Consider the following 26,187-nt stretch of genomic DNA (forward strand, 5'->3'; position numbering starts at 1 on the left):
CACCCCACTGTTTAAGTTTGAAGGCATGAAAACCTTCAGCACCCTCATCCTGCTCCGACAACATCGCAGCCTCTGCCTGGTCAGCGCCCGACTACCAGGCTGAATCGCGTCGCCTCGCCTTTTCATCTCGTTATCGCTCGGCAGGCCCGATTTCGGCCGCACACAAAAGGATTGCTTCCATGACCATGCTCAAAGACCCTTCGAAGAAATACCGCGCTTTCCCGACCATCGACCTGCCTGACCGTACCTGGCCGTCGAAGACCATCACCGCCGCGCCGATCTGGTGCAGCTCCGACCTGCGTGATGGCAACCAGTCGCTGATCGAGCCGATGGATTCGGAGAAGAAGCTGCGCTTCTGGAAGACCTTGGTGCAGGTTGGCGTGAAGGAAATCGAAGCCTCGTTCCCGTCCGCATCGCAGACCGATTTCGACTTCGTGCGCATGCTGATCGAAGAAGGCCACATCCCGGACGACACCACCATCCAGGTGCTCACCCAGGCCCGTGAAGACCTCATCGCCCGCACCTTCGAATCGCTGCGCGGGGCGAAGAAGGCCATCGTCCACCTGTACAACGCCACCAGCCCGTCGTTCCGCCGCATTGTCTTCAACCAGGACAAGCAAGGCGTGAAGGACATCGCGGTGAACGCGGCCAAGCTGTTCGTCAAGTACGCCGCCCAGCAGCCGGAAACCCAGTGGACCTTCCAGTACTCGCCGGAAACCTTCAGCGCCACCGAGATGGAGTTCGCCAAGGAAGTCTGCGACGCGGTGATCGAGGTGTGGAACCCGACCCCCGAGCACAAGATCATCCTCAACCTGCCGGCCACCGTGGAAGTGTCCACGCCGAACATCTACGCCGACCAGATCGAGTGGTTCTGCCGCAACGTCAGCCGTCGCGACAGCGTCATCATCAGCCTGCACTGCCACAACGACCGCGGCACCGGCATCGCCGCCACCGAACTGGGCCTGATGGCCGGTGCCGACCGCGCCGAAGGCTGCCTGTTCGGCAACGGCGAGCGTACCGGTAACGTCGACCTGGTGACCCTGGCGTTGAACCTCTACACCCAGGGCATCGACCCGCTGCTGGACTTCTCCGACATCGACGGCGTGCGCAAGGTGGTCGAAGAGTGCAACCAGCTGCCGGTGCACCCGCGTCACCCGTACGTGGGCGACCTGGTCCACACCGCGTTCTCCGGCTCGCACCAGGACGCCATCCGCAAGGGCTTCGCCAAGCAGCAGGAAGGCGAGCTGTGGGAAGTGCCTTACCTGCCGATCGACCCGGCCGACATCGGCCGCAGCTACGAGGCGGTGATCCGCGTCAACAGCCAGTCGGGCAAAGGCGGCATCACCTACCTGCTCGAGCAGGAATACGGCATCAGCCTGCCGCGCCGCATGCAGATCGAGTTCAGCCAGGTAGTACAGAGTGAAACCGACCGTCTGGGCCTGGAAATGACTGCCCAGCAGATCTACAGCCTGCTGCACAAGGAATACCTCCAGGCCAACACCCCGTACGCGCTGGTCAGTCACCGCCTGCAGGAAGAGAACGGCCACAGCGCCGTGGAAGTGGAAGTCGCCAGTGAAGGCGAAACCACCCTGCACTGGCGCGGCAAGGGCAACGGCGCGCTGGAAGCGCTGGTGGCCGGCCTGCCGATTGCCGTGGAGATCATGGACTACAACGAGCACGCCATTGGCGCCGGTACCAATGCCAAGGCTGCGGCCTATATCGAACTGCGCGTGGCCGGTGGCCGCCCGGTGCATGGTGTGGGTATCGATGAAAACTTCACCACGGCCAGCTTCAAGGCACTGTTCAGCGCGCTGAACCGCTCGCTGAGCCAGCAGGAAGCCAAGGCGGCCTGAACTGTAGCGTGATGAATGCAAAAGCCCGCATCGTTTGATGCGGGCTTTTTTGTCTGCCTGTGCCGGCCTCTTCGCGGGTGAACCCGCTCCCACAGGGATCGCGCTGCACTCAGCAACTGTACAGTACCTGTGGGAGCGGGTTCACCCGCGAAAGGGCCGGTACAGGCACTGCAAGATCTCCAGGCAAAAAAAAGGGGCGCCGACCAAGCGCCCCATAAGCCGTAAAGCACACAACAAATTCAGTTGGCGTCCAGCAGCGCCATTGCCTCCGCACTGCACGCTTCGATCCGCGCCCAGTCGCCGTTCTTGATCCAGCCACTGTCGAGCATCCAGGTGCCACCCACGCACATCACATTGGGCAACGCCATGTAGTTGCGCACGTTGGCCGGGTTCACCCCGCCGGTCGGGCAGAAGCGAATATCGCCGAACGGGCCACCAAAGGCCTTGATCGCCGCGACGCCGCCGCTGATTTCCGCCGGGAACAGCTTGAAGCGGCGGTAGCCCAGGGCATAGCCCATCATGATTTCGGACGGCGTGCTGATGCCTGGCAGCAGCGGGATCTCACTGTCCACACCGGCTTCGAGAATGTCCTGGGTAATGCCCGGGGTAACGACGAATTGCGCCCCCGCAGCTTCAACGGCCGCGAACATGCCGCGATCGAGCACGGTGCCGGCACCGACACAAAGTTCCGGGCGCTGCTCGCGCAGCACCTGGATGGCCTTCAGGCCATACTGCGAGCGCAAGGTCACTTCCAGGGTACGGATACCGCCGGCCGCCAGGGCATCAGCCAGCGGCAGGATGTCTTCCTCACGGGCGATGGTGATCACCGGCAGGATGCGCGCCTTTTTGCAAATGGCGTCGATCCGTGCGGCTTTGTCGGCCATCGAGAGCTTGGGCTGTGGGCGTTCGAGGGTGGTCATGACTGTGGATCCTTGGCTCATGGGCACCAGTAGATGTCCAGGGGGGCGTGAAGAAAAGCGCGAATCGGCATTTCGGTAAGGTCGTTGCCAGCCAGCGCGGCGCGCAGGGTAGCGAGTTTGCCCTGCCCTTGTACGGACAGCGCGGTAAAGGCGGCACCGGCCAGCAGCGAGCGGGTCATCGACAGGCGCTGGTGCGGCACGCTCGGTGCCAGCAAGGGCAGGCAGCGGCGTGGGTTGGCCAGGTCGAGGCCTGCTTCCAGGTTGGGACTGGCGGGGAACAGCGAGGCGGTATGGCCATCATCACCCATGCCCAGCACCAGCACGTCGATTGGCGGCAGCTCGGCCAGGGCCTGATCGGCCTTGCCCGCAGCAGCATCGAGGTTATCCGCCTGCTGGTACAGGCCAACGAAGCGGGCCTTGGCCGCCGCGCCCTTGAACAGGTGGCGGGCCAGCAGGCCGGCGTTGCTGTCGGCGTGCTCCACCGGCACCCAGCGCTCATCGGCCAGGCTGACGGTAACCTTGGCCCAGTCGAGGTTTTCGCTGGCCAGCTTTTCGAGGAACGGCACCGGGCTGCGGCCACCGGACAGCACCAGGCAGGCCTGGCCCTTGGCGGCAATGGCCGCGCGCAGGCGCTCAGCCACGTCATGGGCCTGGGTTGCGGCCAGCGCCTTGGCATCCGCCAGCTCATGCACCTTCACAACCGCTGGCAGTTTCAGTTCAGATATCCCCATACCACGCCCTCCCATCGCGCGTGATCAGTGCAATCGAGCTCATCGGCCCCCAGGAGCCTGCCGCGTATGGCTTGGGTGCATCACCCGCGTTACGCCAGCCGGCGATCAGCTGGTCGCACCACTTCCAGGCATATTCGATTTCGTCCTTGCGCACGAACAGGTTCTGGTTGCCGCGCATCACTTCGAGCAACAGCCGCTCGTAGGCATCCGGAATCCTTGCACTGCGCCAGGTGTCGGAGAAATTCAGCTGCAACGGGCCGCTGCGCAGTTGCATGCCTTTGTCCAGGCCCTGCTCCTTGGTCATCACCCGCAAAGAAATGCCTTCGTCCGGTTGCAGGCGGATGATCAGCTTGTTACCGATCTGCAAACGCTGTTCCGGGGCGAAGATGTAGTGCGGCGTTTCCTTGAAATGGATGACGATCTGCGACAGCTTCTGCGGCATGCGCTTGCCGGTACGCAGGTAGAACGGCACGCCCGACCAGCGCCAGTTGCGGATGTCGGCACGCAGGGCGACGAAGGTTTCGGTGTCGCTCTGGGCGTTGGCGTTGTCTTCTTCCAGGTAACCGGGCACCGGCTTGCCTTCGCTGTAGCCGGCGATGTACTGGCCGCGCACCACACGGGTGCTCAGCCCTTCGCCGGTGATCGGTGCCAGGGCCTTGAGTACCTTGACCTTTTCGTCACGGATGGCATCGGCGGACAGTTCGCTGGGCGGGTCCATGGCGATCAGGCACAGCAGCTGCAGCAGGTGGTTCTGGATCATGTCGCGCAGCTGGCCGGCCTTGTCGAAGTAGCCCCAGCGGCCTTCGATGCCGACCTTCTCGGCGACGGTGATCTCCACATGGGAGATGGAATTCTGGTTCCACTGGGTTTCGAACAGGCTGTTGGCGAAGCGCAGGGCGATCAGGTTCTGCACCGTTTCCTTGCCCAGGTAGTGGTCGATACGGTAGACCCGGCTCTCGGGGAAGAACCGCGCCACGGCATCGTTGACCCGGCGCGACGACTCCAGGTCGTGGCCAATGGGCTTCTCCAGCACCACCCGGGTGCGCGCGGCCAGCCCGGCCTTGTCGAGGTTTTCGCAGATGGCCCCGTACACCGCCGCTGCGGTGGCGAAGTAGGCGATCAGCGGCAGCTCGCCCGGCAACTGCTCGGCCAGGGCCTGGTAGCCCTCGGGCTGGAGGAAGTCCAGGTGCTGGTAGCTCAGCCGGGCGAGGAAGCGGCCCAGCGCAGCGGGCTCGATATCGGCCTCGGGCACATGCCGGCGCAGGTGCGCTTCGATGCTGTCCAGGTGGTCCTGCGCGCTACCGGCCTCGCGGGCCAGCGCCAGCAGGCGGGTATCCGGGTGCAACAGGTTGGCCCGGTCGAGCTGGTAAAGCGCAGGAAACAGCTTGCGCAATGCCAGGTCGCCGAGGGCGCCAAACAGGGCAAAGGTGCAAGGTTCGACACTGATCGCAGCCATGATGTTGGTTCTTTCCTAAAGTTGGTCTAGGAATACCGCTTTCACATACGGTTTTCAAGGGATAATGTAGTAAAAACCACAACATTACACACAAGTGTTACAGACAAGTGGTACGTCAACCGCGCCGACAGTACGATAGACGACCGTGCAAAAAGCCTGCTGCTCCCACAGCCGGCTGTCTTCCCGACCCAAGGACACACCCATGGACCGCGTGCGAAACCTCCTGGAACAGATCCAGGGCCGCCTCGACGAGCTGAACAAGGCCGAACGCAAAGTCGCCGAAGTCATCCTGCTCAACCCGCAACAAGCCACCCGTTTCAGCATCGCTGCGCTGGCCCAGGCGGCCAAGGTCAGCGAACCGACCGTCAACCGCTTCTGCCGCTCGTTCGGCGTCAGCGGCTACCCCGAGCTCAAGCTGCAGCTGGCGCAGAGCCTGGCCAGCGGCGCCGCCTACGTCAGCCGCGCGGTAGAGGCTGACGATGACCCGGCAGCCTACACCCAGAAGATCTTCGCCAGCGCCATCGCCTCGCTCGACAGCGCCTGCCAGCAGCTCGACCCGCAGCAGGTCAGCCGTGCCGTGGACATGATGATCCAGGCCCGGCAGATCCACTTCTTCGGCCTGGGCGCCTCGGCCCCGGTGGCGCTGGACGCCCAGCACAAGTTCTTCCGCTTCAACCTCGCAGTATCGGCCCACGCCGACGTGCTGATGCAGCGCATGCTGGCCTCGGTGGCGCACACTGGCGACCTGTTCGTGATCATTTCCTACACCGGGCGCACCCGCGAACTGGTTGAAGTGGCCCGCCTGGCCCGCGAGAACGGCGCCTCGGTGCTGGGCCTGACCGCCGCCGGTTCGCCGCTGGCCAATGCCTGCAGCCTGAGCCTGCACATTCCGCTGCCGGAAGACACCGACATCTATATGCCAATGACCTCGCGGATCATCCAGCTGACCGTGCTCGATGTACTGGCCACCGGCATGACCCTGCGCCGTGGCGTGGACTTCCAGCCGCACCTGCGCAAGATCAAGGAAAGCCTCAACGCCAGCCGCTACCCGATCGAGGACGACGAGCTCAACTGAGCCGGTGCGCCTGCAGGCGCAGGTGGGCACGCTGTCCCGGCGCCAGGCTCAGGCCCTCACCACTGCCGCTGGCGGCCTCGACACAGACGAAGTGCTGGCATTCACGCCCGGTCACGCCCATCAGCGGGCGGTTGCCCGGGTGCCAGACCACCGTGTCGTCGCTGTCACCGGTATCGATGCACAGCTCGCGCTGCCAGGCCGGGTCCTGCAGTTGCACCCGCGGCGTGCCGGGGTAGACCTTCTGGCAGCCGCCCTTGAGCTTCAGCGCGCCATCCTCACGGCAGACCTGGCGGTTGAGGCGGTCGTAGCCTTCGATATCCTCGAGCCCGGACAGCGCTATCTCAGCCACGTCACTGATACGCCAGTAGGCCAGCAGGGCATGGCTCAATTGGCAGGGTTCGCTGTCCTGGTGCTCGGTGCTCAGGCTCAGCTCCATGCGGCTGCCCAACCGGGCATGCAGGTCGACCTGCCAGTCGCACAGGTCCAGCCGCCACTTCAGGGTTACGCCCTCCTCGTCCTCGCGGCTGTCCACCAGCTTCCAGTCCAGCAAGCGCGCCCAGCCATGGGCCGGCCACAAGTCCTCGCTGGGGTGGCGGCCATACCACGGCCAGCACACCGGTACGCCACCGCGTATCGCTCCCACCTGCGGCCACTGCTCGGCGCACCACAACCAGGGCCGTTCACCCGCCGGTTGAAAATGCAGCAGTTGCGCACCCTGGCGGCTGAACACCGCCTGGCAACGGGGGTGATCGATGATCAGCACATCGCGCTGCTGGTAACGCTCCCACTCGAATGTCGGCCGGGGCCGCTGCGAGGCAAAGAAGCGATGGAGCGGATGTTCGGGCATGGTTCAGAGCTCTTGTTGTTTGAGATAGCGCTGTCTCGGCCTATCCCCGGCACCCACTGCAGGGCAGTGGGTGCCGACTATCGAAATAGTACCGAAAATGAATTGGCGTAAATTTACAACAATCGCCCTCAGAATGACGACTGAATCTTCAACCCTGCGACCAGCGCGTTGTCCACCTCATCCACCCCGCCGGGGCTCTTGATGTACTGCAGGTTGGGCCGCACGGTCAGCCAGTTGGTCACATGGAAGCCGTAGTAGAGCTCGGCGTTGTACTCGGTACGCTGCAGCGGCACGAAGCCTGGGTTGTCGTAATCGTTGATGCCGCTCTGGGCGTTGAGCAGTTCGGCGCGTTTCTTCACGTCGTCATTCACATGAATGCGCGCCACGCCGAAGCCGATGTCATCCTTGGGCCGGGCATCGAAGGCGCCTTTGTAGACCAGTCCTACCTGCTGGTAGTTGTCGACGACGTTGGTGGCCTGGTCGTGCACGGTGAAGTTGGCGAACAGGCTAAGGCCCCGGTTGACGTCGCCGCCATGGGCAGTGACCTGCTGCTGTGCCACTACCCACCAGCCATGCTTGCTGGAGTGCGACTTGAAGGCTTCGCCCGTCAGCGCCTGCGGGTTACCGTTGACGTCATCGAACACATCATCGGCCTTGGCCGTGCTGTAGTAGTAACCCAGGCGGTACTCGCCCGGCAGGCCGTTGACCTTGGGTGACCACACCGCTTCCACCGGCAGGATCGCGCCCTTGGTGCCGCTGCCACTGAGCTTGAAGCCGTTGCCGGTTTCCAGGTTGGAAGGGTTCTGCTCGAAGGCACCGACCTGGACGAAGAATTCCGGGGTGATGTTGTATTTCACCCGCAGCGCCCACTGGCTGACCGGCCAGTTGTACCAGATGCCGCCAACCCAGTTGCCGACCTGCGAGCCGCAGAAGGCCAGGTTCTGGAAGTCGCAGGGGAAGCTGTTGAAGTCCTCGCCCTCGCCGAAGCGGCCGAATTTCACGTCCAGCGCACCGTCGAAGTACTTCTGCTTGACCCACATCTGGGTCAGGCGCCAGGTCTGGCCACGGCCCCACACTTCCTGCACCGAGCTGAACTGCCCGGCGCGCGGATCGCTGATACGGTCGTTGGACAGGTTGCGGCCGCTACGCTCGGTGATCGCCAGCTTGAACTCGGCATCGTGCCAGCCGAAGATTTTCTGCAGATCCAGATGCGCGCCAAGGGCGAACTGGTCGCTATAGCGCGCGGTCTTGTCGTCGTTGTAGCCGCCGTGCAGGTTGCCAGCGACCTCACCGACATAATCGAGGGTGAAGTCGTAGCCCTTTTCCAATAGTTCGGTACGGGTGCCACCCCAGTCGCCGGTCATCCACTTCGATTCGCTGGAAAAGGCCTCGGCAGCCTGCGCGCCGCTGCTACCGGCCATTGCCAGTGGTGCGAGCAAGGCCAGCGAGCCCAATGTCCTGATGCGTTTGCGCTGTTCCATCCCTTTGCGTCCTCTTTTTCTTATTGATGGTGTAGACGAGTTATCGGCCTTTGAAGTGCGCCACGTTGTCCTTCATGGCTGCGGCAGTGGTGGCCAGGTGCAAACGCTCGCCGCTGGCGGCGTCGAACAGCAGCACCCGGGCCGGGTCGAATTGCAGGTTCAGGCTGTCGCCGACCCGGCACGCCACATCTGGCGCCAGGCGGCAGCAGACCTTGGTCTGGTTGAGGGTGACGAACACCAGCAGGTCTGGCCCGGTGGGCTCGGTCACCTGCACCTCGGCGCGAATGCCCGGCAGGCCATTGCCCTCCGCGGCCCCAAGGGCAATCTGCTCGGGGCGGATGCCAAGGATGATCTCGCGGCCATCCAGTTCGTCAGCGGCCACCCCCAAGGGCAGCTCGCAACGCGCCTGACCGCTGTCGAGCACGGCCAGCAGGCGCCCGTCCTGTTGCGTGAGGCGCACCGGGATGAAGTTCATCGGCGGCGAACCGATGAAGCTGGCGACGAACTGGTTGGCCGGATCGTTGTAGATCTGCTGCGGGGTGCCGAACTGCTGGATGATGCCGTCCTTCATCACCGCCACCTTGTCGCCCAGGGTCATGGCCTCGATCTGGTCATGGGTGACGTACACGGTGGTGGTCTTCAGGCGCTGGTGCATCAGTTTCATTTCGGTACGCATCTCGACGCGCAGCTTGGCATCGAGGTTGGACAGCGGTTCATCGAACAGGTAGATCTTCGGCCGCCGCGCCAGCGCCCGGCCCATGGCCACGCGCTGCTGCTGGCCACCGGACAGCTGCGCCGGCTTGCGCGCCAGCAGGTGCTCGATCTGCAACAGCTTGGCCACCCGCGCCACCTCCTCGTCGATGGCGGCCTGGGGCAGCTTGCGGATCTTCAGGCCGAACTCGATGTTCTCGCGCACGCTCATGGTCGGGTACAGCGCGTAGGACTGGAACACCATGGCGATGTCGCGGTCCTTGGGGCTCATGCCGCTGACGTCCTGCTGGTCGATGAGAATCGCGCCGCCGCTGATCTGCTCCAGCCCGGCGATGCAGTTCATCAAGGTCGACTTGCCGCAGCCCGACGGGCCGACCAGGATCAGGAACTCGCCATCCCTGATCGACAACTGGATGTCCTTGAGGGTGTCCGGCAAGCCGCTGCCGTAGGTCTTGTTCACGTTGCGAAGTTCGAGCGTTGCCATGACTTACCCCTTTACCGCGCCAGCAGTCAGCCCGCGGACGAAATATTTGCCTGCCACCACGTAGACCAGCAGGGTTGGCAGGCCAGCGATCATCGCCGCCGCCATGTCGACGTTGTATTCCTTGGCCCCGGTGCTGGTGTTGACCAGGTTGTTCAGGGCCACGGTAATCGGTTGCGAATCGCCGCTGGAGAACACCACGCCGAACAGGAAGTCGTTCCAGATCTGGGTGAACTGCCAGATCAGGCAGACCATGATGATCGGCGTGGACATCGGCAGGATGATGCGGCGGAAGATGGTGAAGAACCCGGCACCGTCCAGGCGCGCAGCCTTGACCAGGGCATCGGGGATGCTCACGTAGAAGTTGCGGAAGAACAGCGTGGTGAAGGCCAGGCCGTAGACCACGTGCACCAGCACCAGGCCGGTCGTGGTGCTGGCCAGGCCGAGCTTGCCGAGGGTGAACGAGGCCGGCAGCAGCACGGTCTGGAACGGCAGGAAGCAGCCGAACAGCAGCAGGCCGAAGAACAGCTGCGAGCCACGGAAGCGCCACATCGACAGCACATAGCCGTTCAGCGCGCCGATGGCGGTGGAGATCAGCACCGCTGGCACGGTGATCATGATCGAGTTCCAGAAGTAACCGCTGACCGTGCTCCAGGCCTTGACCCAGCCGATACCGGTAATTGCCACCGGCCAGCTCAGCAGGTTGCCGGTGCTGATGTCGTCCGGGGTCTTGAAGCTGGTCAGCAGCATTACCACCAGCGGCACCAGGTACAGCAGCACTGCCAGCAACAGCACCGCGTGGATGGCGATGCGGCTCGGGCTCAGCGCTGGCTTGTCGAGAGGGCTATGCATGGCGTTTGCTCCGCAGCTCCGAGTACAGGTAAGGCACGAGGATCGCCAGGATCGCCCCGAGCATGAGGATGGCGCTGGCCGAGCCCATGCCCATCTGGCCGCGACTGAAGGTGAACGAATACATGAACATCGCCGGCAGGTCGGACGAGTAGCCCGGGCCGCCGGCAGTCATCGCCGCCACCAGGTCGAAGCTCTTGATGGCAATGTGTGCGAGGATCATCAGCGAGCTGAAGAACACCGGGCGCAGGCTGGGCAGTACCACGCGCCAGTAGATGCGCGGCAGGCTGGCGCCGTCGATCTGCGCGGCGCGGATGATCGACGGGTCGACACCACGCAGGCCGGCGAGGAACATCGCCATGATGAAGCCCGAGGCTTGCCACACGGCGGCAATCACCAGGCAGTACACCACCCGGTCGGGATCGATCAGCCAGTCCAGGCGAAAGCCCTCCCAGCCCCAGTCGCGCAGCAGCTTGTCCAGGCCCATGCCGGGGTTGAGCAGCCACTTCCAGGCGGTGCCGGTGACGATCATCGACAGCGCCATGGGGTACAGGTAGATGGTGCGGATGAAACCTTCGCGCCGGATGCGTTGGTCCAGCAAGACCGCCAGCACTACGCCGATGGCCAGGCTGATGGCGATGAACAGGCCGCCGAACAGCAGCAGGTTCTTGCTTGCCACCCACCAGCGGTCGTTGTCGAACAGCCGGGCGTACTGCGCCAGGCCGGCCCACTTGTAGGTGGGCAGGAAGGTCGAGGTGGTGAAGGACAGGACAAAGGTCCAGAGGATGTAGCCGTAGAAACCCACCAGGACGATGAACATGCTCGGCGCCAGCACCAGCTTGGGCAGCCAGCGCTGTAGCGCGTCCAGGGGTGAGGCCCGCAGTTGGGCGGTTGCTGTGGTCATGGTTCACCTCAAAGGCACAACGGCCCGCTTTTGTGGGAGCGGCCTTGTGTCGCGAAAGGGCTGCGAAGCAGCCCCGGGGGCCTGATGAAGGAAGCTGTTCTGGAAGGACTGCGCTGCCTGGTTCTGGGACCGCTTTGCGGTCCTTTCGCGACGCAAGGCCGCTCCCACAGTCAGGCTGCGTTGGCCTCCGAGCCGCTTATTGGGCAGCCTTGATCGCCGCCGCCAGCTTCTTCGCCGCATCGGCCGGGTCGGCCTTGGGGTCGTTGATGTAGTTGGTCACCACATCGAAGAATGCGCCCTGCACGGCCAGCGTGGTGGCCATGTTGTGCGCCATGCTCGGCTGCAGGCCGCCGGTCTTGGCATCGGCGAGGAAGTCGTTGGCGGAGGTTTGCGCACAGGCATCGAAGCCATGCTTGCCCATGTCGGCGAGCATGTCGTTACGCACCGGGATCGACCCTTTGTTGCTGCTGAAGACCTTCTGGAAGTCCTCGCCCAGCACCTTGCGCGCAATGTCCTGCTGGCCGGCGGACGTGCCAGCGTCGTTCTGCTTGAACACCACCAGCGAGTCGATGTTGTACAGGAACGCCTTGTCGGTGCCGGGGAACGGCACGCACTGGTAATCCTTGCCGGCGGTTTTCTTCGCCAGGGTCCATTCGCTCTTGGCCCAGTCGCCCATGATCTGCATGCCGGCCTTGCCGTTGATCACCTTGGCCGCTTCCAGGTTCCAGTCCTGGCCCTTGCCGTCCGGGTCCATGTAGGTGGCGACCTTTTTCAGCTCGGTCAGCGCCTTGACCATCTGCGGGCCGGTCAAGGCTGTGCTGTCGAGATCGACCAGGGCCTTCTTGTAGCCATCGGCCCCCATCACCGCCAGCACCACGTTCTCGAACACGGTGCTGTCCTGCCACGGTTGGCCACCATGGGCGAGCGGGATGAAGCCGGCGGCCTTGAGCTTGTCGGCTGTGGCGTAGAATTCGTCGAGGGTGGCGGGTGCCTTGTCGATGCCGGCCTTCTTGAAGACGTCGGGGTTGATCCATAGCCAGTTGATGCGGTGGATGTTCACCGGCACGGCGACATAGTCACCGTCGTACTTGACGGTATCGGCGACTTTCTTGTCGAGCAGTGAGTCCCACTTTTCTTCCTTGGCCACACCCTTGAGCACATCGGCGTCGAGCAGCCCGGTGGCCGCCCAGTCCTGGATGTCCGGGCCCTTGATCTGCGCGGCACCCGGCGGGTTGCCGGCCACGGCGCGGCTCTTGAGCACGGTCATGGCCGTGGCACCACCACCACCGGCGACGGCGCCGTCCTTCCAGGTGAAGCCATCGTTTTCGACCTGGGTCTTGAGTACATCAACCGCCGCTTTTTCACCCCCGGAAGTCCACCAGTGCACCACCTCGACACTGCCTTTGGAGTCGGCAGCCAGAGCACTGAACGGAAGTAAGGAAGCCAGGGAGATGGCGGCAGCGAGACGGAGCGTGGGATTCATTGGGGCACCTTTCTTGTTGTTATGCCGGGCAAGTCTTCGCTTGCATTGCATGAAGTCTAAACAGCGTGTCCGCCTCGCCAGGTAACGAAGCGACGCGCGAATGTCATCGTTTGGTTACATTACCGGCCAGGCCGCTGGCCAGGCTGGGTGCCAGTGGCAAGCCCGGCAGCAGCAGCGCCTGGTAGGCGTGGTAGAGGTCGGGCTTGCCTGGCCAGATGGTCGCGGCCGGGTGGTTGTGCGCATCGAGTTCGTGGTGCCAGCTGCCAGCGCCGTGGTCGATGAAATGGTTGGCGATGAAGTCCCAGCAACGACGGTACCACTGCTCGTAGTGCGCCTCGCCCGTGCGCTGCAACAGGGCTGCGGCGGCGGCGCAGGCTTCGGCATGCACCCAGTGCAGGCGTGCGCGCACCACCGGGCGATCGGCCCAGTCCAGGGTGTAGACGAAACCTGGCGCGCCATCGACGTTCCAGGCCAGCTGGCAGGCAGCGTCGAACAACGCGCGGGCGCTACCTGGCAGCCAGCCGGGTGCGTGCAGCCCGGCCCGCTCCAGGCTGGCCTCCAGGTGCAGCAGCAACCGCGCCCACTCCAGGGCATGCCCGGGCGTGGTGCCATAAGGCCGGAAGTGGTCGGCCGGGTGCGCCTGGTTGTAGTGCGGCAGTGGCTGCCAGAGGGCGTCGAAATGCTCGATGACCCGGTAGCCGTTGGCGGCGGCATGGGTGTGGATGATGCGTTCGGCGATACGCAAGCCGCGTTGCAGCCACAGGCTGTCGCCAGTGACATCCGCCAGGGCCAGGAAAGCCTCGACCGCATGCATGTTGCTGTTGGCGCCACGGTACGGCTCGGGCAACTGCCAGGTGCGGGAGAAGGCTTCCCGCAGGGCACCCTCCTCTTCACTCCAGAAATGCGCTTCAAGTACCTGCACCGCGTCTGCCAGCAGGGCTGTTGCATCCCCAGCACCGGCCATTACCGCCGAACTGGCAGCCAGGGCGACGAAGGCGTGCAGGTAAGCCGCCTTGCCACTGTCGTCATGGCCACCGGGGTGAGCGAACCAGCCGCCGTAGGTGGCATCCTGCAGCGCGCCGCGCAAGGCGACCACACCGTGTTCGGCATAGGCCAGGCAACCGGGCACGCCCTGCAGGTGAGCCAGGGCGAAGCAGTGGGTCATGCGGGCGGTGTTCAGGGTTTCGGCGCGGGCACCAGGGGCAACCTGCCCCTTGGCATCCAGGTTGCCAAAACCGTCGGGCAGTTTCGCGGCCTTGGCAAAGGTCAGCAGGCGCTGCCCTTCGGCCATGCGCCAGGCGGTGTGGGCCGGGGCGTCGAACCAGCGGGTGGAAGGCAGGTTGGAGGTGTTCATGGGCCAGCTTGATCCTTGCCAGTCGTGTGCGAATTCTAGTGAGCGGGCCTGGATGGGAATGTCACCAAGGAAGGTGGATTTGTCACCAGCAAGTGACATTTGCGTTGCCTGTGCCGGCCTCTTCGCGGGTAAACCCGCTCCCACAAGTTTTTGCATTAGCCTCGGAATCTGTATGGACCTGTGAGGCCTCTGTGGGAGCGGGTTTACCCGCGAAGAGGCCGGCACAGGCAACACAACCCTTCAGTCCATGCTCCGCGGCAGATACAAGGTCACCCGCAACCCGCCCTCACGCAGGTTCAGCAAGCTCACCTCTCCCCCATGGCTATGGGCTATGTTGCGCGCGATCCCCAATCCCAGCCCGTACCCCTGCTGCTGCCCGGCCAGACGGAAGTGCGGCTCGAACACCTGCTCCATTTGCTGCTGCGGCACCCCCGGCCCCTGGTCATCCACCTGCAGCACGAACCCCTCGGCAGTGTCGATGATGCGCAGCCGCGCCCGCTCGCCGTACTTAATGGCGTTGTCGATCAGGTTGCCGATGCAGCGCCGCAACGCCAGCGGCTTGCCCGGGTACGGCGCCAGCGCCCGGCCTTCGAGCGTGATGCGGCCATCGCCCAGGTAAGGCTCGGCCAGGATTTCCAGCACCTGGTTGAGGTCGACCGGCTCGATGTTCTCGTGGATGTCGGTGTCCTTCACGCACTGCAACGCACCTTTGACCAGCAGCTCCAGCTCGTCCAGGTCCTGGCTGAACTTGGCCTGCAGACGCTCGTCCTCCAGCAGCTCGACGCGCAGGCGCAAGCGGGTGATCGGTGTGCGCAGGTCGTGGGAGATGGCACTGAACAGCTGGCTGCGCTCGGTCAGGTAGCGGCTGATGCGCTCGCGCATGCTGTTGAACGCGCGCCCCACCTCGACCACTTCACTGCCACCGCCTTCGGCCACTGGCGCCACATCAGCGCCCAGCGACATCTCCCGCGCAGCCCGCGCCAGGCGCTTGAGCGGCCAGCTCTGCCAGTGCACCAGCAAGCCGATGAACAACAGCAGCAACGCCGTGGTCAGCACGATGAAGCCTATCTGCTGGCGCGGCAGGCGCTCGGCTTCCAGGCTGGTGTAGGGCTCGGGCAGCAGCGAGGCGATGTACAGCCACTCGCCCTCGCCCAGGCGGATCTGCGTGACCAGCACCGGCGGGTTGAGCGGCTCCAGGGTCAGCGAGTAATGGGCCCAGGAACGTGGCAGCTCGTCGAGCTTGAGGCCACTGTTGAAGATGCGCAGGTCGTCTGGCGCGACGAACGCCACGGAAATTTCCATCTGCGAACCCAGGCGCTCATGCAGCACTTGCCGGAACACATCGATTACCGCCTGCTTGCGCGGGGTAACGGGCAATACCGGCATGTCCAGCGGCTTGGCATTGAGCGACACGAAGAAGCGCGTGCCGCCCATGCTGCGCAGCTGGTCGAGGACCATCGGCCGGTAGGCCACCGGCAGCGAGCGGAAGTAACTGACGCTGGCGCTCATCGAATGGGCCAGGCTGCTGGCGCTGGCACGCAGGCCCTGCAACTGGCTGGCGCGTAACTGGGCAACCCAGATGATGCTCGACAAACCCTGGGCCAGCAGCACTACCAGCAGGGTCAGCAGCAGCATGCGCCCCAGTAGCGAACGCGGCAGCAGGCGCCAGCGCCGTTCAGGGCGCACTGCAGACATGGGCAGCCAACAGGTAGCCGCTGCCGCGTACGGTGCGGATCAGCCGGGGTGGTTTGTCAGTATCGCGCAGACGCTGGCGCAGGCGGCTGACCGCCATGTCGACGATGCGGTCCAGCGGCATCGGCTCGCGGCCACGGGTGGCGTTGCCGATGGTGTCGCGATCGAGGATCTGCTGTGGGTGGTCGAGGAACAGCTTGAGCAGGGCGAAGTCGGCGCCGGAGAGAATCACCTCCTCACCGTCGCGATGGAACAGGCGGTGGCTGACCGTGTCCAGGCGCCAGTCGTCGAAGGCCAGCACCGCACTGCCCGGCGCCGCCTGGCCGAACTCGGCGCGGCGCAGCAGGGCCTTGATCCGCGCTTGCAGTTCGCGGGGGCTGAACGGCTTGCCCAGGTAGTCGTCGGCGCCCAGTTCCAGGCCAATGACCCGGTCGGTTTCGTCGGAGCTGGCGGTGAGCATGATGATCGGTACCCGTGCCTGGCGCGGGTGCTGGCGTACCCAGCGGCACAGGCTGAAACCGTCTTCGTCGGGCAGCATGACATCGAGGATGACCAGGTCGCAGGGGGTGGTTTCCAGGGCGCGGCGAAAGCCCTTGCCGTCGGCTTCGGCATGTACCTGGAAGCCGGAGCGGCTCAGGTAGGTTTGCAGCAGTTCGCGGATTTCCTGGTCGTCGTCGACCATCAGGATCGATTTTCCGGCAGTGCTCAAGGTGGTCCGTCCTCTTGTTAGTTACAGGTCTTTGATGCCTGTTTTTTGGGGGCTGCCCTGCAGCCCTTCGCGGGCACGCCCGCTCCCACAGGGTACCTGCACCACCTGTGGGAGCGGGCGTGCCCGCGAAGGGCCGCAAAGCGGCCCCAGTCAGTGATCCAGCGCCTGCTGCAAGGCCACCCCGGCCCCCAGCAACCCGGAAAACTCCGCCGTCACCAGCCAAACGGGCACGCCAGCGAAATAGCCGCTCATGCAACCCTTGTCGGAAAAACTGGCGGCAAACCCGCTGCGCACGAACAGTTCGGCAAAGCGCGGGATCACGCCGCCGACAATATAGACCCCACCCCGTGCGCCCAGCGTCAGAACATTGTTACCCGCGACTCGGCCGAGGAACCGGCAGAACTGCTCGATCACCGCCAACGCCCTTGGCTCGCCGCCCAGCGCGGCATCGGTGATCTGCGCCGGGGTCTTGTGTCGGGGTGTGTCGCCGTCCAGCGCACAGATTGCCTGGTACAAACGCAGCAGGCCACCGCCACTGAGCACGGTCTCGGCGCTGACATGGCCGATCTGGTCATGAATCTGTTGGTGGATCGCAGCCTCGCGGGCATTGCCCACCGGCAGGTCGACGTGCCCGCCCTCCCCCGGCAGTGCCTGCCAGTGCTGTTCGCCCAGGCGCAGCAGCGCGCCCACGCCCAGCCCGGTGCCCGGGCCGATGACCAGGGCCGGCCGCGACAGGTCCGCCTGGCCCGGGCACACTTCGCGGAATTCGCCGGGGCGCAAGCGGGTCATGCCCAGCGCCATGGCGGTAAAATCGTTGATCAGCAGCAGCCGCTCGACCTGCAATGTCTGGCAGAAGGCCACGCGGCTCAGGCGCCAGTGGTTGTTGGTGAAGCGGAACTCATCGCCATCGACCGGCCCGGCCACCGCCAGGCACACCGCCGCCAGGCCGCCGCGGGCGATACCCTGGCCTTCCAGGTAGGCCTCGATGGCCTGTTCCGGGCAGGTGTAGTCAGCGGTGGCGAAGACCTTCACTTCATGCAGCTGGTTGTCACGCCACAACGCAAAACGGGCATTGGTGCCGCCGATGTCGCCAACCAGCAGGTCCTTCATTTAAGGTTCTCCAGGGCCGAGGTGAACGCACTGGCGCCCTGCTCTGCCGGGCTGAACGCCATGCGCATGAAGCCGAACAGCTCGCGCCCGCAACCCAGGTCGTTGCCCTGGGGCGCTGGCGGCAGGTCGCGGCTGGCCAGTTCTTCGGCCGACACCATCACCCGCAGCGTGCCTTCGACACCATCGACCCGCACCATATCACCGTCACGCACCCGCGCCAGCGGCCCGCCGTCATAAGCCTCGGGGCAAACGTGAATGGCCGCCGGGATCTTGCCCGAAGCACCGGACATGCGCCCGTCGGTGACCAGCGCTACCTTGTAGCCACGATCCTGCAACACGCCGAGGAACGGCGTGAGCTTGTGCAGTTCCGGCATGCCGTTGCAGCGCGGGCCCTGGAAGCGCACCACGGCGACGAAATCACGCTCCAGCTCGCCGGCCTTGAATGCATCGGCCAGCGACTGCTGGTCGTGGAACACCCGCGCCGGGGCCTCGACCACCTGGTGCTCGGGGGCGACAGCGGACACCTTCATCACCCCTCGGCCAAGGTTGCCCTCCATCACCCGCAGGCCGCCTTCGGCCGAGAATGGCCGCGCCACCGGGCGCAGGATGCTTTCGTCCAGGCTGTGCTGCGGCCCTTCGCGCCACACCAGCTTGCCGTTATCGAGGAATGGCTCCTGGGTGTAGCGGCGCAGGCCATGGCCGGCCACGGTGTTGACGTCTTCGTGCAGCAGCCCGGCATCGAGCAGCTCGCGGATCAGGAAGGCCATGCCGCCCGCGGCCTGGAAGTGGTTGATGTCAGCCTTGCCGTTGGGGTAGACGTGGGACAGGGTCGGCACCACCTCGGACAGGTCAGCCATGTCCTGCCAGGTCAACTGGATACCCGCAGCCTGGGCAATCGCCGGGATGTGCAGGGTGTGGTTGGTCGAGCCGCCGGTGGCGTGCAGGGCAACGATGGAGTTGACCAGCGCCTTTTCGTCGACGATTTCACCCAGCGGCATGAAGCTGCCGCTGGCCTTGGTCATGCGCGTGACCTGCTGCGCAGCCTCGGCGGTGAGTGCGTCGCGCAGCGGTGTGTACGGGTTGACGAACGAGGCGCCCGGCAGGTGCAGGCCCATCACTTCCATCACCAGCTGGTTGGTGTTGGCAGTGCCGTAGAAAGTGCAGGTGCCCGGGCTGTGGTAGGACTTCATCTCCGACTCCAGCAGCTCTTCGCGGCTGGCCTTGCCCTCGGCGTAGCGTTGGCGCACATCGGCCTTCTGCTTGTTGGAAATGCCGGAGACCATCGGCCCGCCCGGGACGAAAATGGTCGGCAGGTGACCAAAGCGCAGTGCACCCATCATCAAACCAGGGACGATCTTGTCGCAGATGCCCAGCATCAGCGCGGCGTCGAACATGTTGTGCGACAGGGCCACGGCGGTAGACATGGCGATCACTTCGCGGCTGGCGATGGCCAGCTCCATGCCCGGCTCACCCTGAGTCACGCCGTCGCACATGGCCGGCACGCCACCGGCGAACTGGCCGACCGAGCCGACCTCGCGCAGGGCCTGCTTGATCTGCTCGGGGAAGTGCTGGTACGGCTGGTGCGCCGAAAGCATGTCGTTGTAGGCCGAGACGATGGCCACGTTGGCCGCGTTCATCAGGCGCAGGGTCTGCTTGTCGTCGCTGCCGCAACCGGCCACGCCGTGGGCGAAGTTGGCGCACTGCAGGCTGGCACGCATGGGGCCATCACTGGCCGCGCCGCGAATCAGCTGCAGGTAGCGTTCGCGGGTGGCACGGCTACGTTCGACCAGCCGCTGGGTGACCTCAAGGATGCGCGGATGCATGTACTGGACTCCAGGCTAATTGTAAGGGCGGTTTGCCGGGCATTTCCCCTCCAAACGATTGCGGCCTAGGCTCAAGGTAAAGGAGCCTGCTGCATCACTGGAGGAACGTCGCCCAACCACTCGTTGTATGTTTAAACAAAATACTGCCACTAAAAAGGCTTGTTTTCTATCGTCGAGTGAATAATCTTGTAATTCCAACAACAAAACCGTTTCAGTGAAGCTCCTTTTTGCCACAGGTTTCACTCGGACTGCCAGAGGTACTGCCATGACCCTACGCATCGCCATCAATGGATTCGGCCGCATCGGGCGCAACGTCCTGCGCGCACTGTATACCCAAGGCTACCGCCAGGACCTGCAGGTCGTCGCCATCAACGACCTGGGCGACAGCGCCATGAATGCCCACCTGCTCAAGTACGACAGCGTGCACGGCACCTTCGATGCCAGCGTCGAGGCCGACCACGAGAGCCTGACGGTCAATGGTGACCGTATCGCGGTCAGCGCCATCCGCAACCCGGCCGAACTGCCCTGGAAGGCCGAAGCGATCGACGTGGTGTTCGAATGCACCGGGCTGTTCACCGAGCGCGCCAAGGCCGCCGCACACCTGGCCGCGGGGGCTGGCAAGGTAATTGTCTCGGCACCGGCCAAAGGCGCCGATGCCACCGTGGTGTACGGGGTCAACCACGACATCCTGCGGGCCTCGCACCAGATCATTTCCAACGCCTCCTGCACCACCAACTGCCTGGCGCCGATTGCCCAGGTGCTGCACCGCGAGTTCGGCATCGAGCAAGGCCTGATGACCACCATCCACGCCTACACCAACGACCAGGTGCTGACCGATGTGTACCACAGCGACCCCTACCGTGCGCGCTCCGCGACCCAGTCGATGATCCCGAGCAAGACCGGCGCCGCCGAGGCCGTGGGCCTGGTGCTGCCGGAGCTGGCCGGCAAACTGACCGGCATGGCGGTACGGGTGCCGGTGATCAACGTGTCGTTGGTGGACCTCACCGTCAACCTCAAGCGCGAGGCCACGGCCGAGCAGGTCAACCAGCTGTTCCTCGAGGCCAGCAAGCATTCCAGGGTATTGGGCTACAACGCCTTGCCGCTGGTTTCCTGCGATTTCAACCACAACCCGCTGTCGTCGATCTTCGATGCCAACCATACCCGGGCCAACGGGCGCATGCTCAAGGTGCTGGCCTGGTATGACAACGAGTGGGGGTTCAGCAACCGGATGCTGGATAACTGTTTGGCGTTGTGCCGGGCCCGTTGAGCATGACATGGCATTTTTGCCGCCTGTGAGATCGAGCGCCGCGCGGGCGGCGCTCGATCTCACAGGCACTGATAATGCCGTGGCGAGCGCCTCTGCGCCCAATACTCACAATCTTTACCTTTTCCTAACATTTCCAGGCTTGACCTTCGAGGCAGATGATAAGCATTATCATTAACCTTTCGTCGGCCAGGTCCCCCCGTGAGTCAGTCCCGGTTCAACTCTGTCTTCCTCGTCCAGCGCCTTACCCTGCTGCGCACTTTGCAGCGCATGGTGGGCAACCCCACCACGGCCGAGGACCTGCTGCAGGAAACCTACCTGCGGGTGTCCCGCGCCCTCGGTGAGCGGCCCATCGAACACATCGAACCGTTCGTGTTCCAGACCGCGCGCAACCTGGCCCTCGACCACCTGCGCGCGCGCCGGGTGCAATCGCGCATGCTGGTCGACGACGTGCCCGATGAGGTCCTGCACAGCGTGGCCGCGCCGGCCACCAGCAGCGAGGATGCCGCCCATGCCGAACGGTTGCTCAAGCAACTGAGCGTCAGCCTCAACCAGCTCAGCGAACGCCAGCAGCGCATCTTCATCCTCAGCCGCCTGCATGGCGCCACCTACCTGGAAATCGCCGAACAACTGAATGTTTCGCCCAGCACGGTACAGAAGGAACTGAAACTGATCATGGCGATCTGCATGGGTGTCGCCGACCGCCTCAAGTGAGGCTACGCAAAGCCCTTGCCACACCCCGCCTCAGCCTTGATCATTCGCAAAAAACCATTCAAGGACTCACCGTGACCGACAGCCCTGCCCCTCGCCCGTCACCCGCCGGGCCCAGCGCCCGTGCTCGTGCCATGGACGAGGCGCTGGACTGGCTGGTGCGCCTGCAATGTGCCGACGCCGAGGACACCCAGGCCTTCGAAGCCTGGCTAAGCGCTGCACCGGAAAATGCCGAGGCCTATGTCGAGGCAGAAGCCCTGTGGAACGGTGCGCCGCTGCACCAGGTGGCCGTGCAGATGCACCAGCAACAGCGCCGCTCGTGGCGCGGGCGCCTGCGCAGCCACTGGAAACCCCTGGCCACGGCGGCGCTACTGCTGGTCGGGCTGTTCACCCTCGGCAACCTGCCCATGCGCCTGCAGGCTGACCACCTGACGGTGGTGGGCGAGCGCCAGCGCCTGCAGCTGGAAGACGGGGCGCAAGTGCTGCTCAACACCAATTCGGCGTTTGCCAGCGACCACCGTGACGGTCGCCAGATCGCCCGCCTGCTGCAGGGCGAGGCTTATTTCCAGGTCCCCGAGGGTGCGCTGCTGCCACTGGAAGTGCAGGCCGGGCCGCTGCGCGCGCAGGTGCGCGACACCGATTTTGCCGTGCGCTACCTCGACGGCGAGGCACAGGTGCGGGTACAGCGCGGCGATGTCGACCTGCAGGGCAGCCGCGACCAGCGCATTCGCCTGAGTGCCGGCGACAGCATCAGTGTTGGCCCACAGGGCTTTGGCCAGCGCCAGCGCCCCGACATGCACAAGGACCTGGCCTGGGTAGACGGCCGCCTGGTGTTCGAGAATTGCCCGTTGAGCCAGGTGCTGGCCGAGGTGCAGCGCTACTACCCGGGCTGGATCATCAACCGCAACGCACAGCTGGAAGACGTGGCGGTCACCGGCAACTACCGCCTCGACCAGCCACTGGAAACCCTGCGCGCGCTGGCCCACATCACCTCGGCACGGCTGCACGAGTACCCGGCGCTGGTCATCCTGAACTGATCCGCCAATCGATCTTCAGCAAAATCTGAAACCCGACACGGTCCCTGTGGGAGCGGGCGTGCCCGCTCCCACGGAAATCGCGATACAGATTGCCAGACCGCAATCCAACTTTTTTTACGCAGTCACGCTACCCCGCCCGTCTCGTTATAGCCAATGCAACTGATTCTCGTTTGAAAACGGGGACAGCCATCACCTATAACAGTCCGCGCGTCAGGGAGCGCTTCCGATGTCCACAGGTCCTACCCGCCCCTCCACCCTTCCCAGCCGTAGAGGGCAACCGTCCCTCCTGAGCCTTTCCCTACTGAACCTGGCCCTGCTCGCCAGCGGCGCCTGCAGCCTGCCGGCGCTGGCCGCCGAGCCGGCCCAGGCCAGCAGCCCGCGCATGGGCGACTACCGCTTCAGCATCGGCCAGCAGCCACTGGTTTCGGCCATCAATGCCTTCAGCCAGGTCACTGGCTGGCAAGTCGGTTTCAGCGCCGAGCTGGCCGACGGCGTGGCCTCACCAGGCGTGCAGGGCTCGCTACCGCCGGAAGCCGCGCTCAAGCGCCTGCTGCACGGTACCGGCCTGGGCTTTCGCAAGATCAGCAACGGCAATGTAGTGCTCGAACGCCAGGCCAGCGCCAATGTGGTCGCCCTGCAACAGGTCACGGTCAGCGCCACGCGCAGTGCCCAGGACGTCAGCCAGGTGCCGAGCACCGTCAGCGTGCAGACCCGCGAGGAACTGGACCGGCAGAACGTCAACAACATCCAGGACCTGGTGCGCTACGAGCCGGGTGTATCGGTGGCCGGCACCGGCCAGCGCAGCGGCCTGAACGGCTACAACATCCGGGGCATCGACGGCGAGCGCATTCTCACCCAGGTCGATGGCGTGTCGATCCCCGACAGCTTCTTCTTCGGCCCCTACGCCCAGACCCAGCGCAACTACGTGGACCCGGAGATCGTCAAGCGGGTGGAAATCCTCCGCGGCCCGGCCTCGGTGCTGTATGGCAGCAACGCCATCGGCGGGGCGGTGAGCTACTTCACCCTCGACCCGGATGACATCATCAAGCCCGGCAAGGATGCAGGTGCCCGCCTGAAGACCGGCTACAGCTCGGCCGACGAAAGCTGGCTGACCTCCGCCACCGTCGCCGGTCGCCAGGGCGACTTCGACGGCCTGTTGCACCTGAGCCAGCGCAACGGCCACGAAACCGAGACCCACGGCGGCCACAGCGGTGACGGGCTGTCCCGTACCGAAGCCAACCCGATGGACGTGCGTACTACAAACGTGCTGGCCAAGCTGGGCTGGAACTACGCCGACGACGCGCGCCTGGGCTTCACCTACGAACGCTACAAGGATGATCGCGACCAGAACATCCTCAGTGCGGTGGGCGGGCCGTTCATTCCCGGCCTTGGTGCCTCGGGTTACTACAAGGCGCGTAATGGCAACGACACCATCACCCGCGAACGCTTTGGCATCAACCATGAGTTCGGCCTGGATTCGCTGGTCGCCGACCATGTGAAGTGGAGCCTGAACTACCAGATCGCCAAGACCGACCAGCACACTGAGGAAGTCTACGCACCGCCCGGCCGTCAGGTGCTGCGTACCCGCGACACCACCTACAAGGACCGCCAGTGGGTATTCGACGCCCAGCTGGACAAGGCCTTCAGCCTCGGCGCCACCGACCACCTGCTGACCTACGGCACCACCTTCAAGCACGAAAAGGTCACCGGTTCGCGCAGCGGCACCGGCACCTGCCTGGCCGTTGGCTCAGGTTGCTCCGCCGCTGGCGCCGAGCGCCCGGCAGATGGCCAGGCCCTGGTCAGCGACTTCCCGGACCCGACCGTGAATACCTACAGCCTGTTCGTGCAGGATGAAATCCGCTGGAACAACTGGACCTTCATGCCTGGCGCTCGTTACGACTACACGCGCATGGAGCCCAGGTTCACCAAGGAATTCCTGCGAGGCCTGGAGTCCTCCGGCACCGCGCCCACCTCCCAGGACGACTCGGACAAGAAGTGGCACCGTATCTCGCCCAAGTTCGGCCTGACCTATGCCTTCAACGACAACTACACCTGGTATGGCCAGTACGCCGAAGGTTTCCGCACCCCGAGCGCCAAAGCCATGTACGGGAAGTTCGAGAACATCGAGCAAGGCTACCGCGTAGAAGGCAACCCGGGCCTCGAGCCCGAAAAGAGCAAAAGCTATGAAACCGGCCTGCGTGGCAACTTCGACGCCGGCAACTTCGACGTGGCGGTGTTCTACAACAAGTACCGCGACTTCATCGACGAGGACGCCGTAAAAAGCGCCAACCTGGAGCAAACCTTCAAGGCCAACAACATCAAGCACGCCACCATCAAGGGTGCCGAGGTCAAGGGCCGCCTGAACCTCGACCACTTTGGTGCGCCGCAGGGCCTGTATACCCAGGGCTCGATCGCCTACACCCATGGCCGCAACGATGACACCGGCGAGCCACTGAACAGCGTCAACCCGTTGAAGGGCGTGTTCGGCCTGGGTTACGAGCAACAGCACTACGGCGGCCTGCTGAGCTGGACACTGGTCAAGCGCAAGACCCGCGTCGACGACAGCACCTTCTACTCGCCCGACGGCTCGAGTTCCAAGTTCCGCACCCCGGGCTACGGGGTGCTGGACCTGACGGGTTACTACAAGGTCACCGACGACGTGACCATCAACGCCGGCCTGTACAACCTCACCGACAAGAAGTACTGGCAGTGGGATTCGGTACGCAGCTACGACGGCCAGGGTGAAGCGGCTGTGACCCAGCCCGCCAACATCGACCGCCTGACCATGCCGGGGCGCAACTTCGGCATCAATGTGGTTTGGGATATCTGACCAGGATTATCGCTGACAGGTTTGTTTCGTCAGTGCCGGCCTCTTCGCGGGTAAACCCGCTCCCACAGGGACATCACAGGCCCGAGGTCTGCGCAATACCTGTGGGAGCGGGTTCACCCGCGAAGAGGCCGTCACTACCAGCACAAATACCGGCTTTTTTTACTGTCCCGCCCCCGCTGTTTCGTCTTGTTTCCAGACGCCCCTTTTTTCAAGGACTGCCCCATGACCGACCGCCCAGCCCTGCGCTCTCAGCGCCTGAACCAGATCACCCACGCCCCGCACGCCGAACTGGATGCCCTGGTCAAATCCCACGCGCCCTTCGACAGCCGTGAAAGCTTCGCCCGCTTCGTGGTTGCCCAGTACCTGTTCCAGGCCGAGTTGCAGGCCCTGTACAACGACCCGCAACTGATCGCCATCGTCCCCGACCTGGCCGAGCGCTGCCGCGCCGAACAGGCACGCCTGGACCTCGCCGACCTCGACACCGAAGTACCGCCAGCCGTGCCGGGTGCCCTGCGCAACCCGAGCCTGGGCGAGGCAATGGGCTGGATCTTCGTCTCCGAAGGCTCCAAACTGGGCGCTGCGTTTCTGATCAAGCGTGCCGTGGCCCTGGAACTGTCCGACAGCTTCGGTGCCCGCCACCTGGGCGAACCGGCCGGTGGCCGTGCCGAAGGCTGGAAGCAGTTCACCCGCATTCTTGATGAACTGGCGCTGTCGGCCGAAGAGGAAGCCGCTGCCGAACGCGGCGCAGTCGCTGCCTTCGAGCGCTTCACCGAGCTGCTCAAGCACGCCTATGCTGCAGATGCCGCGCTGGTTTGACACACCGTACCCGGCCACCCTACCGGTGGCCGAACCGCTTTATGCAGTGA

Annotated in this window: 21 protein-coding genes; 7 read left to right on the forward strand and 14 right to left on the reverse strand. The window is 64.4% G+C overall.

Annotated features, from left to right (window positions below):
• The first annotated feature begins 179 nt into the window (after positions 1–179).
• Positions 180–1,853, forward strand: coding sequence for a 2-isopropylmalate synthase (gene leuA / locus J5M71_RS20430; RefSeq protein ID WP_207835846.1), 1,674 nt, complete (start codon positions 180–182; stop codon positions 1,851–1,853).
• 239 nt (positions 1,854–2,092) lie between these two features.
• Here the strand turns inward: leuA and J5M71_RS20435 are convergent, their stop codons facing one another.
• From J5M71_RS20435 to zwf, 3 genes are read right to left on the reverse strand one after another with little or no spacing between them, the layout of a single operon-like run.
• Positions 2,093–2,773, reverse strand: a complete 681-nt coding sequence (locus J5M71_RS20435) for a bifunctional 4-hydroxy-2-oxoglutarate aldolase/2-dehydro-3-deoxy-phosphogluconate aldolase (RefSeq protein ID WP_207835848.1) — start codon at positions 2,771–2,773, stop codon at positions 2,093–2,095.
• Positions 2,774–2,790: 17 nt separating this feature from the next.
• Positions 2,791–3,504: a 6-phosphogluconolactonase gene (pgl, locus tag J5M71_RS20440; protein WP_207835858.1), complete on the reverse strand. Its 714-nt coding sequence runs from the start codon at positions 3,502–3,504 to the stop codon at positions 2,791–2,793.
• Positions 3,491–4,960, reverse strand: coding sequence for a glucose-6-phosphate dehydrogenase (gene zwf, locus J5M71_RS20445; RefSeq protein ID WP_063911416.1), 1,470 nt, complete (start codon positions 4,958–4,960; stop codon positions 3,491–3,493). The genes pgl and zwf overlap by 14 nt, the downstream gene beginning before the upstream one ends.
• A 211-nt stretch (positions 4,961–5,171) precedes the next feature.
• Between zwf and hexR the strand changes: the two genes are divergently transcribed.
• On the forward strand, positions 5,172–6,035 hold the full coding sequence (hexR, locus tag J5M71_RS20450) for a DNA-binding transcriptional regulator HexR (RefSeq protein ID WP_169774905.1): 864 nt from the start codon (positions 5,172–5,174) through the stop codon (positions 6,033–6,035).
• Here hexR and J5M71_RS20455 read toward each other — a convergent pair.
• The 11 genes from J5M71_RS20455 to edd all read right to left on the reverse strand — a co-directional run bounded on the left by J5M71_RS20455 (position 6,028) and on the right by edd (position 19,479).
• On the reverse strand, positions 6,028–6,882 hold the full coding sequence (locus tag J5M71_RS20455; RefSeq protein ID WP_207835860.1) for a D-hexose-6-phosphate mutarotase: 855 nt from the start codon (positions 6,880–6,882) through the stop codon (positions 6,028–6,030). The genes hexR and J5M71_RS20455 overlap by 8 nt on opposite strands.
• Positions 6,883–7,010: 128 nt before the next feature.
• Positions 7,011–8,303: a carbohydrate porin gene (locus tag J5M71_RS20460; RefSeq protein ID WP_233687312.1), complete on the reverse strand. Its 1,293-nt coding sequence runs from the start codon at positions 8,301–8,303 to the stop codon at positions 7,011–7,013.
• Positions 8,304–8,403: 100 nt separating this feature from the next.
• Positions 8,404–9,558 carry a sn-glycerol-3-phosphate ABC transporter ATP-binding protein UgpC gene (gene ugpC / locus J5M71_RS20465; RefSeq protein WP_063911413.1) on the reverse strand — a complete coding sequence of 385 codons (1,155 nt, stop codon included), beginning with the start codon at positions 9,556–9,558 and terminating at the stop codon, positions 8,404–8,406.
• 3 nt (positions 9,559–9,561) lie between these two features.
• A complete protein-coding gene (locus J5M71_RS20470) occupies positions 9,562–10,407 on the reverse strand; it encodes a carbohydrate ABC transporter permease (RefSeq protein WP_207835867.1) in 846 nt (281 codons plus the stop codon).
• Positions 10,400–11,308, reverse strand: a complete 909-nt coding sequence (locus J5M71_RS20475; protein WP_207835869.1) for a sugar ABC transporter permease — start codon at positions 11,306–11,308, stop codon at positions 10,400–10,402. Before J5M71_RS20475 ends, J5M71_RS20470 begins: the two co-directional genes overlap by 8 nt.
• Before the next feature lie 196 nt (positions 11,309–11,504).
• A complete protein-coding gene (locus J5M71_RS20480; protein WP_207835886.1) occupies positions 11,505–12,791 on the reverse strand; it encodes an ABC transporter substrate-binding protein in 1,287 nt (428 codons plus the stop codon).
• 103 nt (positions 12,792–12,894) lie between these two features.
• Positions 12,895–14,145: an AGE family epimerase/isomerase gene (locus tag J5M71_RS20485; RefSeq protein ID WP_207835891.1), complete on the reverse strand. Its 1,251-nt coding sequence runs from the start codon at positions 14,143–14,145 to the stop codon at positions 12,895–12,897.
• A gap of 240 nt (positions 14,146–14,385) precedes the next feature.
• On the reverse strand, positions 14,386–15,840 hold the full coding sequence (locus J5M71_RS20490) for an ATP-binding protein (protein ID WP_207835911.1): 1,455 nt from the start codon (positions 15,838–15,840) through the stop codon (positions 14,386–14,388).
• Positions 15,821–16,546 carry a two-component system response regulator GltR gene (gltR, locus tag J5M71_RS20495; RefSeq protein WP_054573359.1) on the reverse strand — a complete coding sequence of 242 codons (726 nt, stop codon included), beginning with the start codon at positions 16,544–16,546 and terminating at the stop codon, positions 15,821–15,823. The genes J5M71_RS20490 and gltR overlap by 20 nt, the downstream gene beginning before the upstream one ends.
• Before the next feature lie 150 nt (positions 16,547–16,696).
• Positions 16,697–17,656 (reverse strand): glucokinase, encoded by a 960-nt coding sequence (locus tag J5M71_RS20500; RefSeq protein WP_207835913.1) that lies wholly within the window; start codon positions 17,654–17,656, stop codon positions 16,697–16,699.
• Positions 17,653–19,479, reverse strand: coding sequence for a phosphogluconate dehydratase (gene edd, locus J5M71_RS20505; RefSeq protein WP_087502589.1), 1,827 nt, complete (start codon positions 19,477–19,479; stop codon positions 17,653–17,655). Before edd ends, J5M71_RS20500 begins: the two co-directional genes overlap by 4 nt.
• Positions 19,480–19,744: 265 nt before the next feature.
• On the opposite strand from edd, the gene gap reads away from it, so the two are divergent.
• The 5 genes from gap to J5M71_RS20530 all read left to right on the forward strand — a co-directional run bounded on the left by gap (position 19,745) and on the right by J5M71_RS20530 (position 26,137).
• The gene (gene gap, locus J5M71_RS20510; protein WP_063911405.1) at positions 19,745–20,746 is read left to right on the forward strand and encodes a type I glyceraldehyde-3-phosphate dehydrogenase; all 1,002 of its coding nucleotides are present in this window, start codon (positions 19,745–19,747) and stop codon (positions 20,744–20,746) included.
• A 198-nt stretch (positions 20,747–20,944) separates the two neighbouring features.
• Positions 20,945–21,457, forward strand: a complete 513-nt coding sequence (locus J5M71_RS20515) for a sigma-70 family RNA polymerase sigma factor (protein WP_207835917.1) — start codon at positions 20,945–20,947, stop codon at positions 21,455–21,457.
• A gap of 71 nt (positions 21,458–21,528) precedes the next feature.
• On the forward strand, positions 21,529–22,491 hold the full coding sequence (locus J5M71_RS20520) for a FecR domain-containing protein (protein WP_207835929.1): 963 nt from the start codon (positions 21,529–21,531) through the stop codon (positions 22,489–22,491).
• 226 nt (positions 22,492–22,717) lie between these two features.
• The gene (locus tag J5M71_RS20525; RefSeq protein ID WP_207835944.1) at positions 22,718–25,321 is read left to right on the forward strand and encodes a TonB-dependent receptor; all 2,604 of its coding nucleotides are present in this window, start codon (positions 22,718–22,720) and stop codon (positions 25,319–25,321) included.
• A 222-nt stretch (positions 25,322–25,543) separates the two neighbouring features.
• Positions 25,544–26,137: a biliverdin-producing heme oxygenase gene (locus J5M71_RS20530; RefSeq protein WP_207835947.1), complete on the forward strand. Its 594-nt coding sequence runs from the start codon at positions 25,544–25,546 to the stop codon at positions 26,135–26,137.
• Positions 26,138–26,187: the final 50 nt, after the last annotated feature.

Source organism: Pseudomonas sp. 43(2021), assembly GCF_017490805.1.
Lineage (GTDB): Bacteria > Pseudomonadota > Gammaproteobacteria > Pseudomonadales > Pseudomonadaceae > Aquipseudomonas.

What these genes read in the sequence shown, in the direction of transcription:
- leuA (WP_207835846.1), top strand. Translation starts at nt 180, where the DNA reads ATGACCATGCTCAAAGACCCTTCGAAGAAATACCGCGCTTTCCCGACC.
- J5M71_RS20435 (WP_207835848.1), bottom strand. Translation starts at nt 2,773, where the DNA reads ATGACCACCCTCGAACGCCCACAGCCCAAGCTCTCGATGGCCGACAAA.
- pgl (WP_207835858.1), bottom strand. Translation starts at nt 3,504, where the DNA reads ATGGGGATATCTGAACTGAAACTGCCAGCGGTTGTGAAGGTGCATGAG.
- zwf (WP_063911416.1), bottom strand. Translation starts at nt 4,960, where the DNA reads ATGGCTGCGATCAGTGTCGAACCTTGCACCTTTGCCCTGTTTGGCGCC.
- J5M71_RS20455 (WP_207835860.1), bottom strand. Translation starts at nt 6,882, where the DNA reads ATGCCCGAACATCCGCTCCATCGCTTCTTTGCCTCGCAGCGGCCCCGG.
- J5M71_RS20460 (WP_233687312.1), bottom strand. Translation starts at nt 8,303, where the DNA reads ATGGCCGGTAGCAGCGGCGCGCAGGCTGCCGAGGCCTTTTCCAGCGAA.
- ugpC (WP_063911413.1), bottom strand. Translation starts at nt 9,558, where the DNA reads ATGGCAACGCTCGAACTTCGCAACGTGAACAAGACCTACGGCAGCGGC.
- J5M71_RS20470 (WP_207835867.1), bottom strand. Translation starts at nt 10,407, where the DNA reads ATGCATAGCCCTCTCGACAAGCCAGCGCTGAGCCCGAGCCGCATCGCC.
- J5M71_RS20475 (WP_207835869.1), bottom strand. Translation starts at nt 11,308, where the DNA reads ATGACCACAGCAACCGCCCAACTGCGGGCCTCACCCCTGGACGCGCTA.
- J5M71_RS20480 (WP_207835886.1), bottom strand. Translation starts at nt 12,791, where the DNA reads ATGAATCCCACGCTCCGTCTCGCTGCCGCCATCTCCCTGGCTTCCTTA.
- J5M71_RS20485 (WP_207835891.1), bottom strand. Translation starts at nt 14,145, where the DNA reads ATGAACACCTCCAACCTGCCTTCCACCCGCTGGTTCGACGCCCCGGCC.
- J5M71_RS20490 (WP_207835911.1), bottom strand. Translation starts at nt 15,840, where the DNA reads ATGTCTGCAGTGCGCCCTGAACGGCGCTGGCGCCTGCTGCCGCGTTCG.
- J5M71_RS20500 (WP_207835913.1), bottom strand. Translation starts at nt 17,656, where the DNA reads ATGAAGGACCTGCTGGTTGGCGACATCGGCGGCACCAATGCCCGTTTT.
- edd (WP_087502589.1), bottom strand. Translation starts at nt 19,479, where the DNA reads ATGCATCCGCGCATCCTTGAGGTCACCCAGCGGCTGGTCGAACGTAGC.
- gap (WP_063911405.1), top strand. Translation starts at nt 19,745, where the DNA reads ATGACCCTACGCATCGCCATCAATGGATTCGGCCGCATCGGGCGCAAC.
- J5M71_RS20525 (WP_207835944.1), top strand. Translation starts at nt 22,718, where the DNA reads ATGTCCACAGGTCCTACCCGCCCCTCCACCCTTCCCAGCCGTAGAGGG.
- J5M71_RS20530 (WP_207835947.1), top strand. Translation starts at nt 25,544, where the DNA reads ATGACCGACCGCCCAGCCCTGCGCTCTCAGCGCCTGAACCAGATCACC.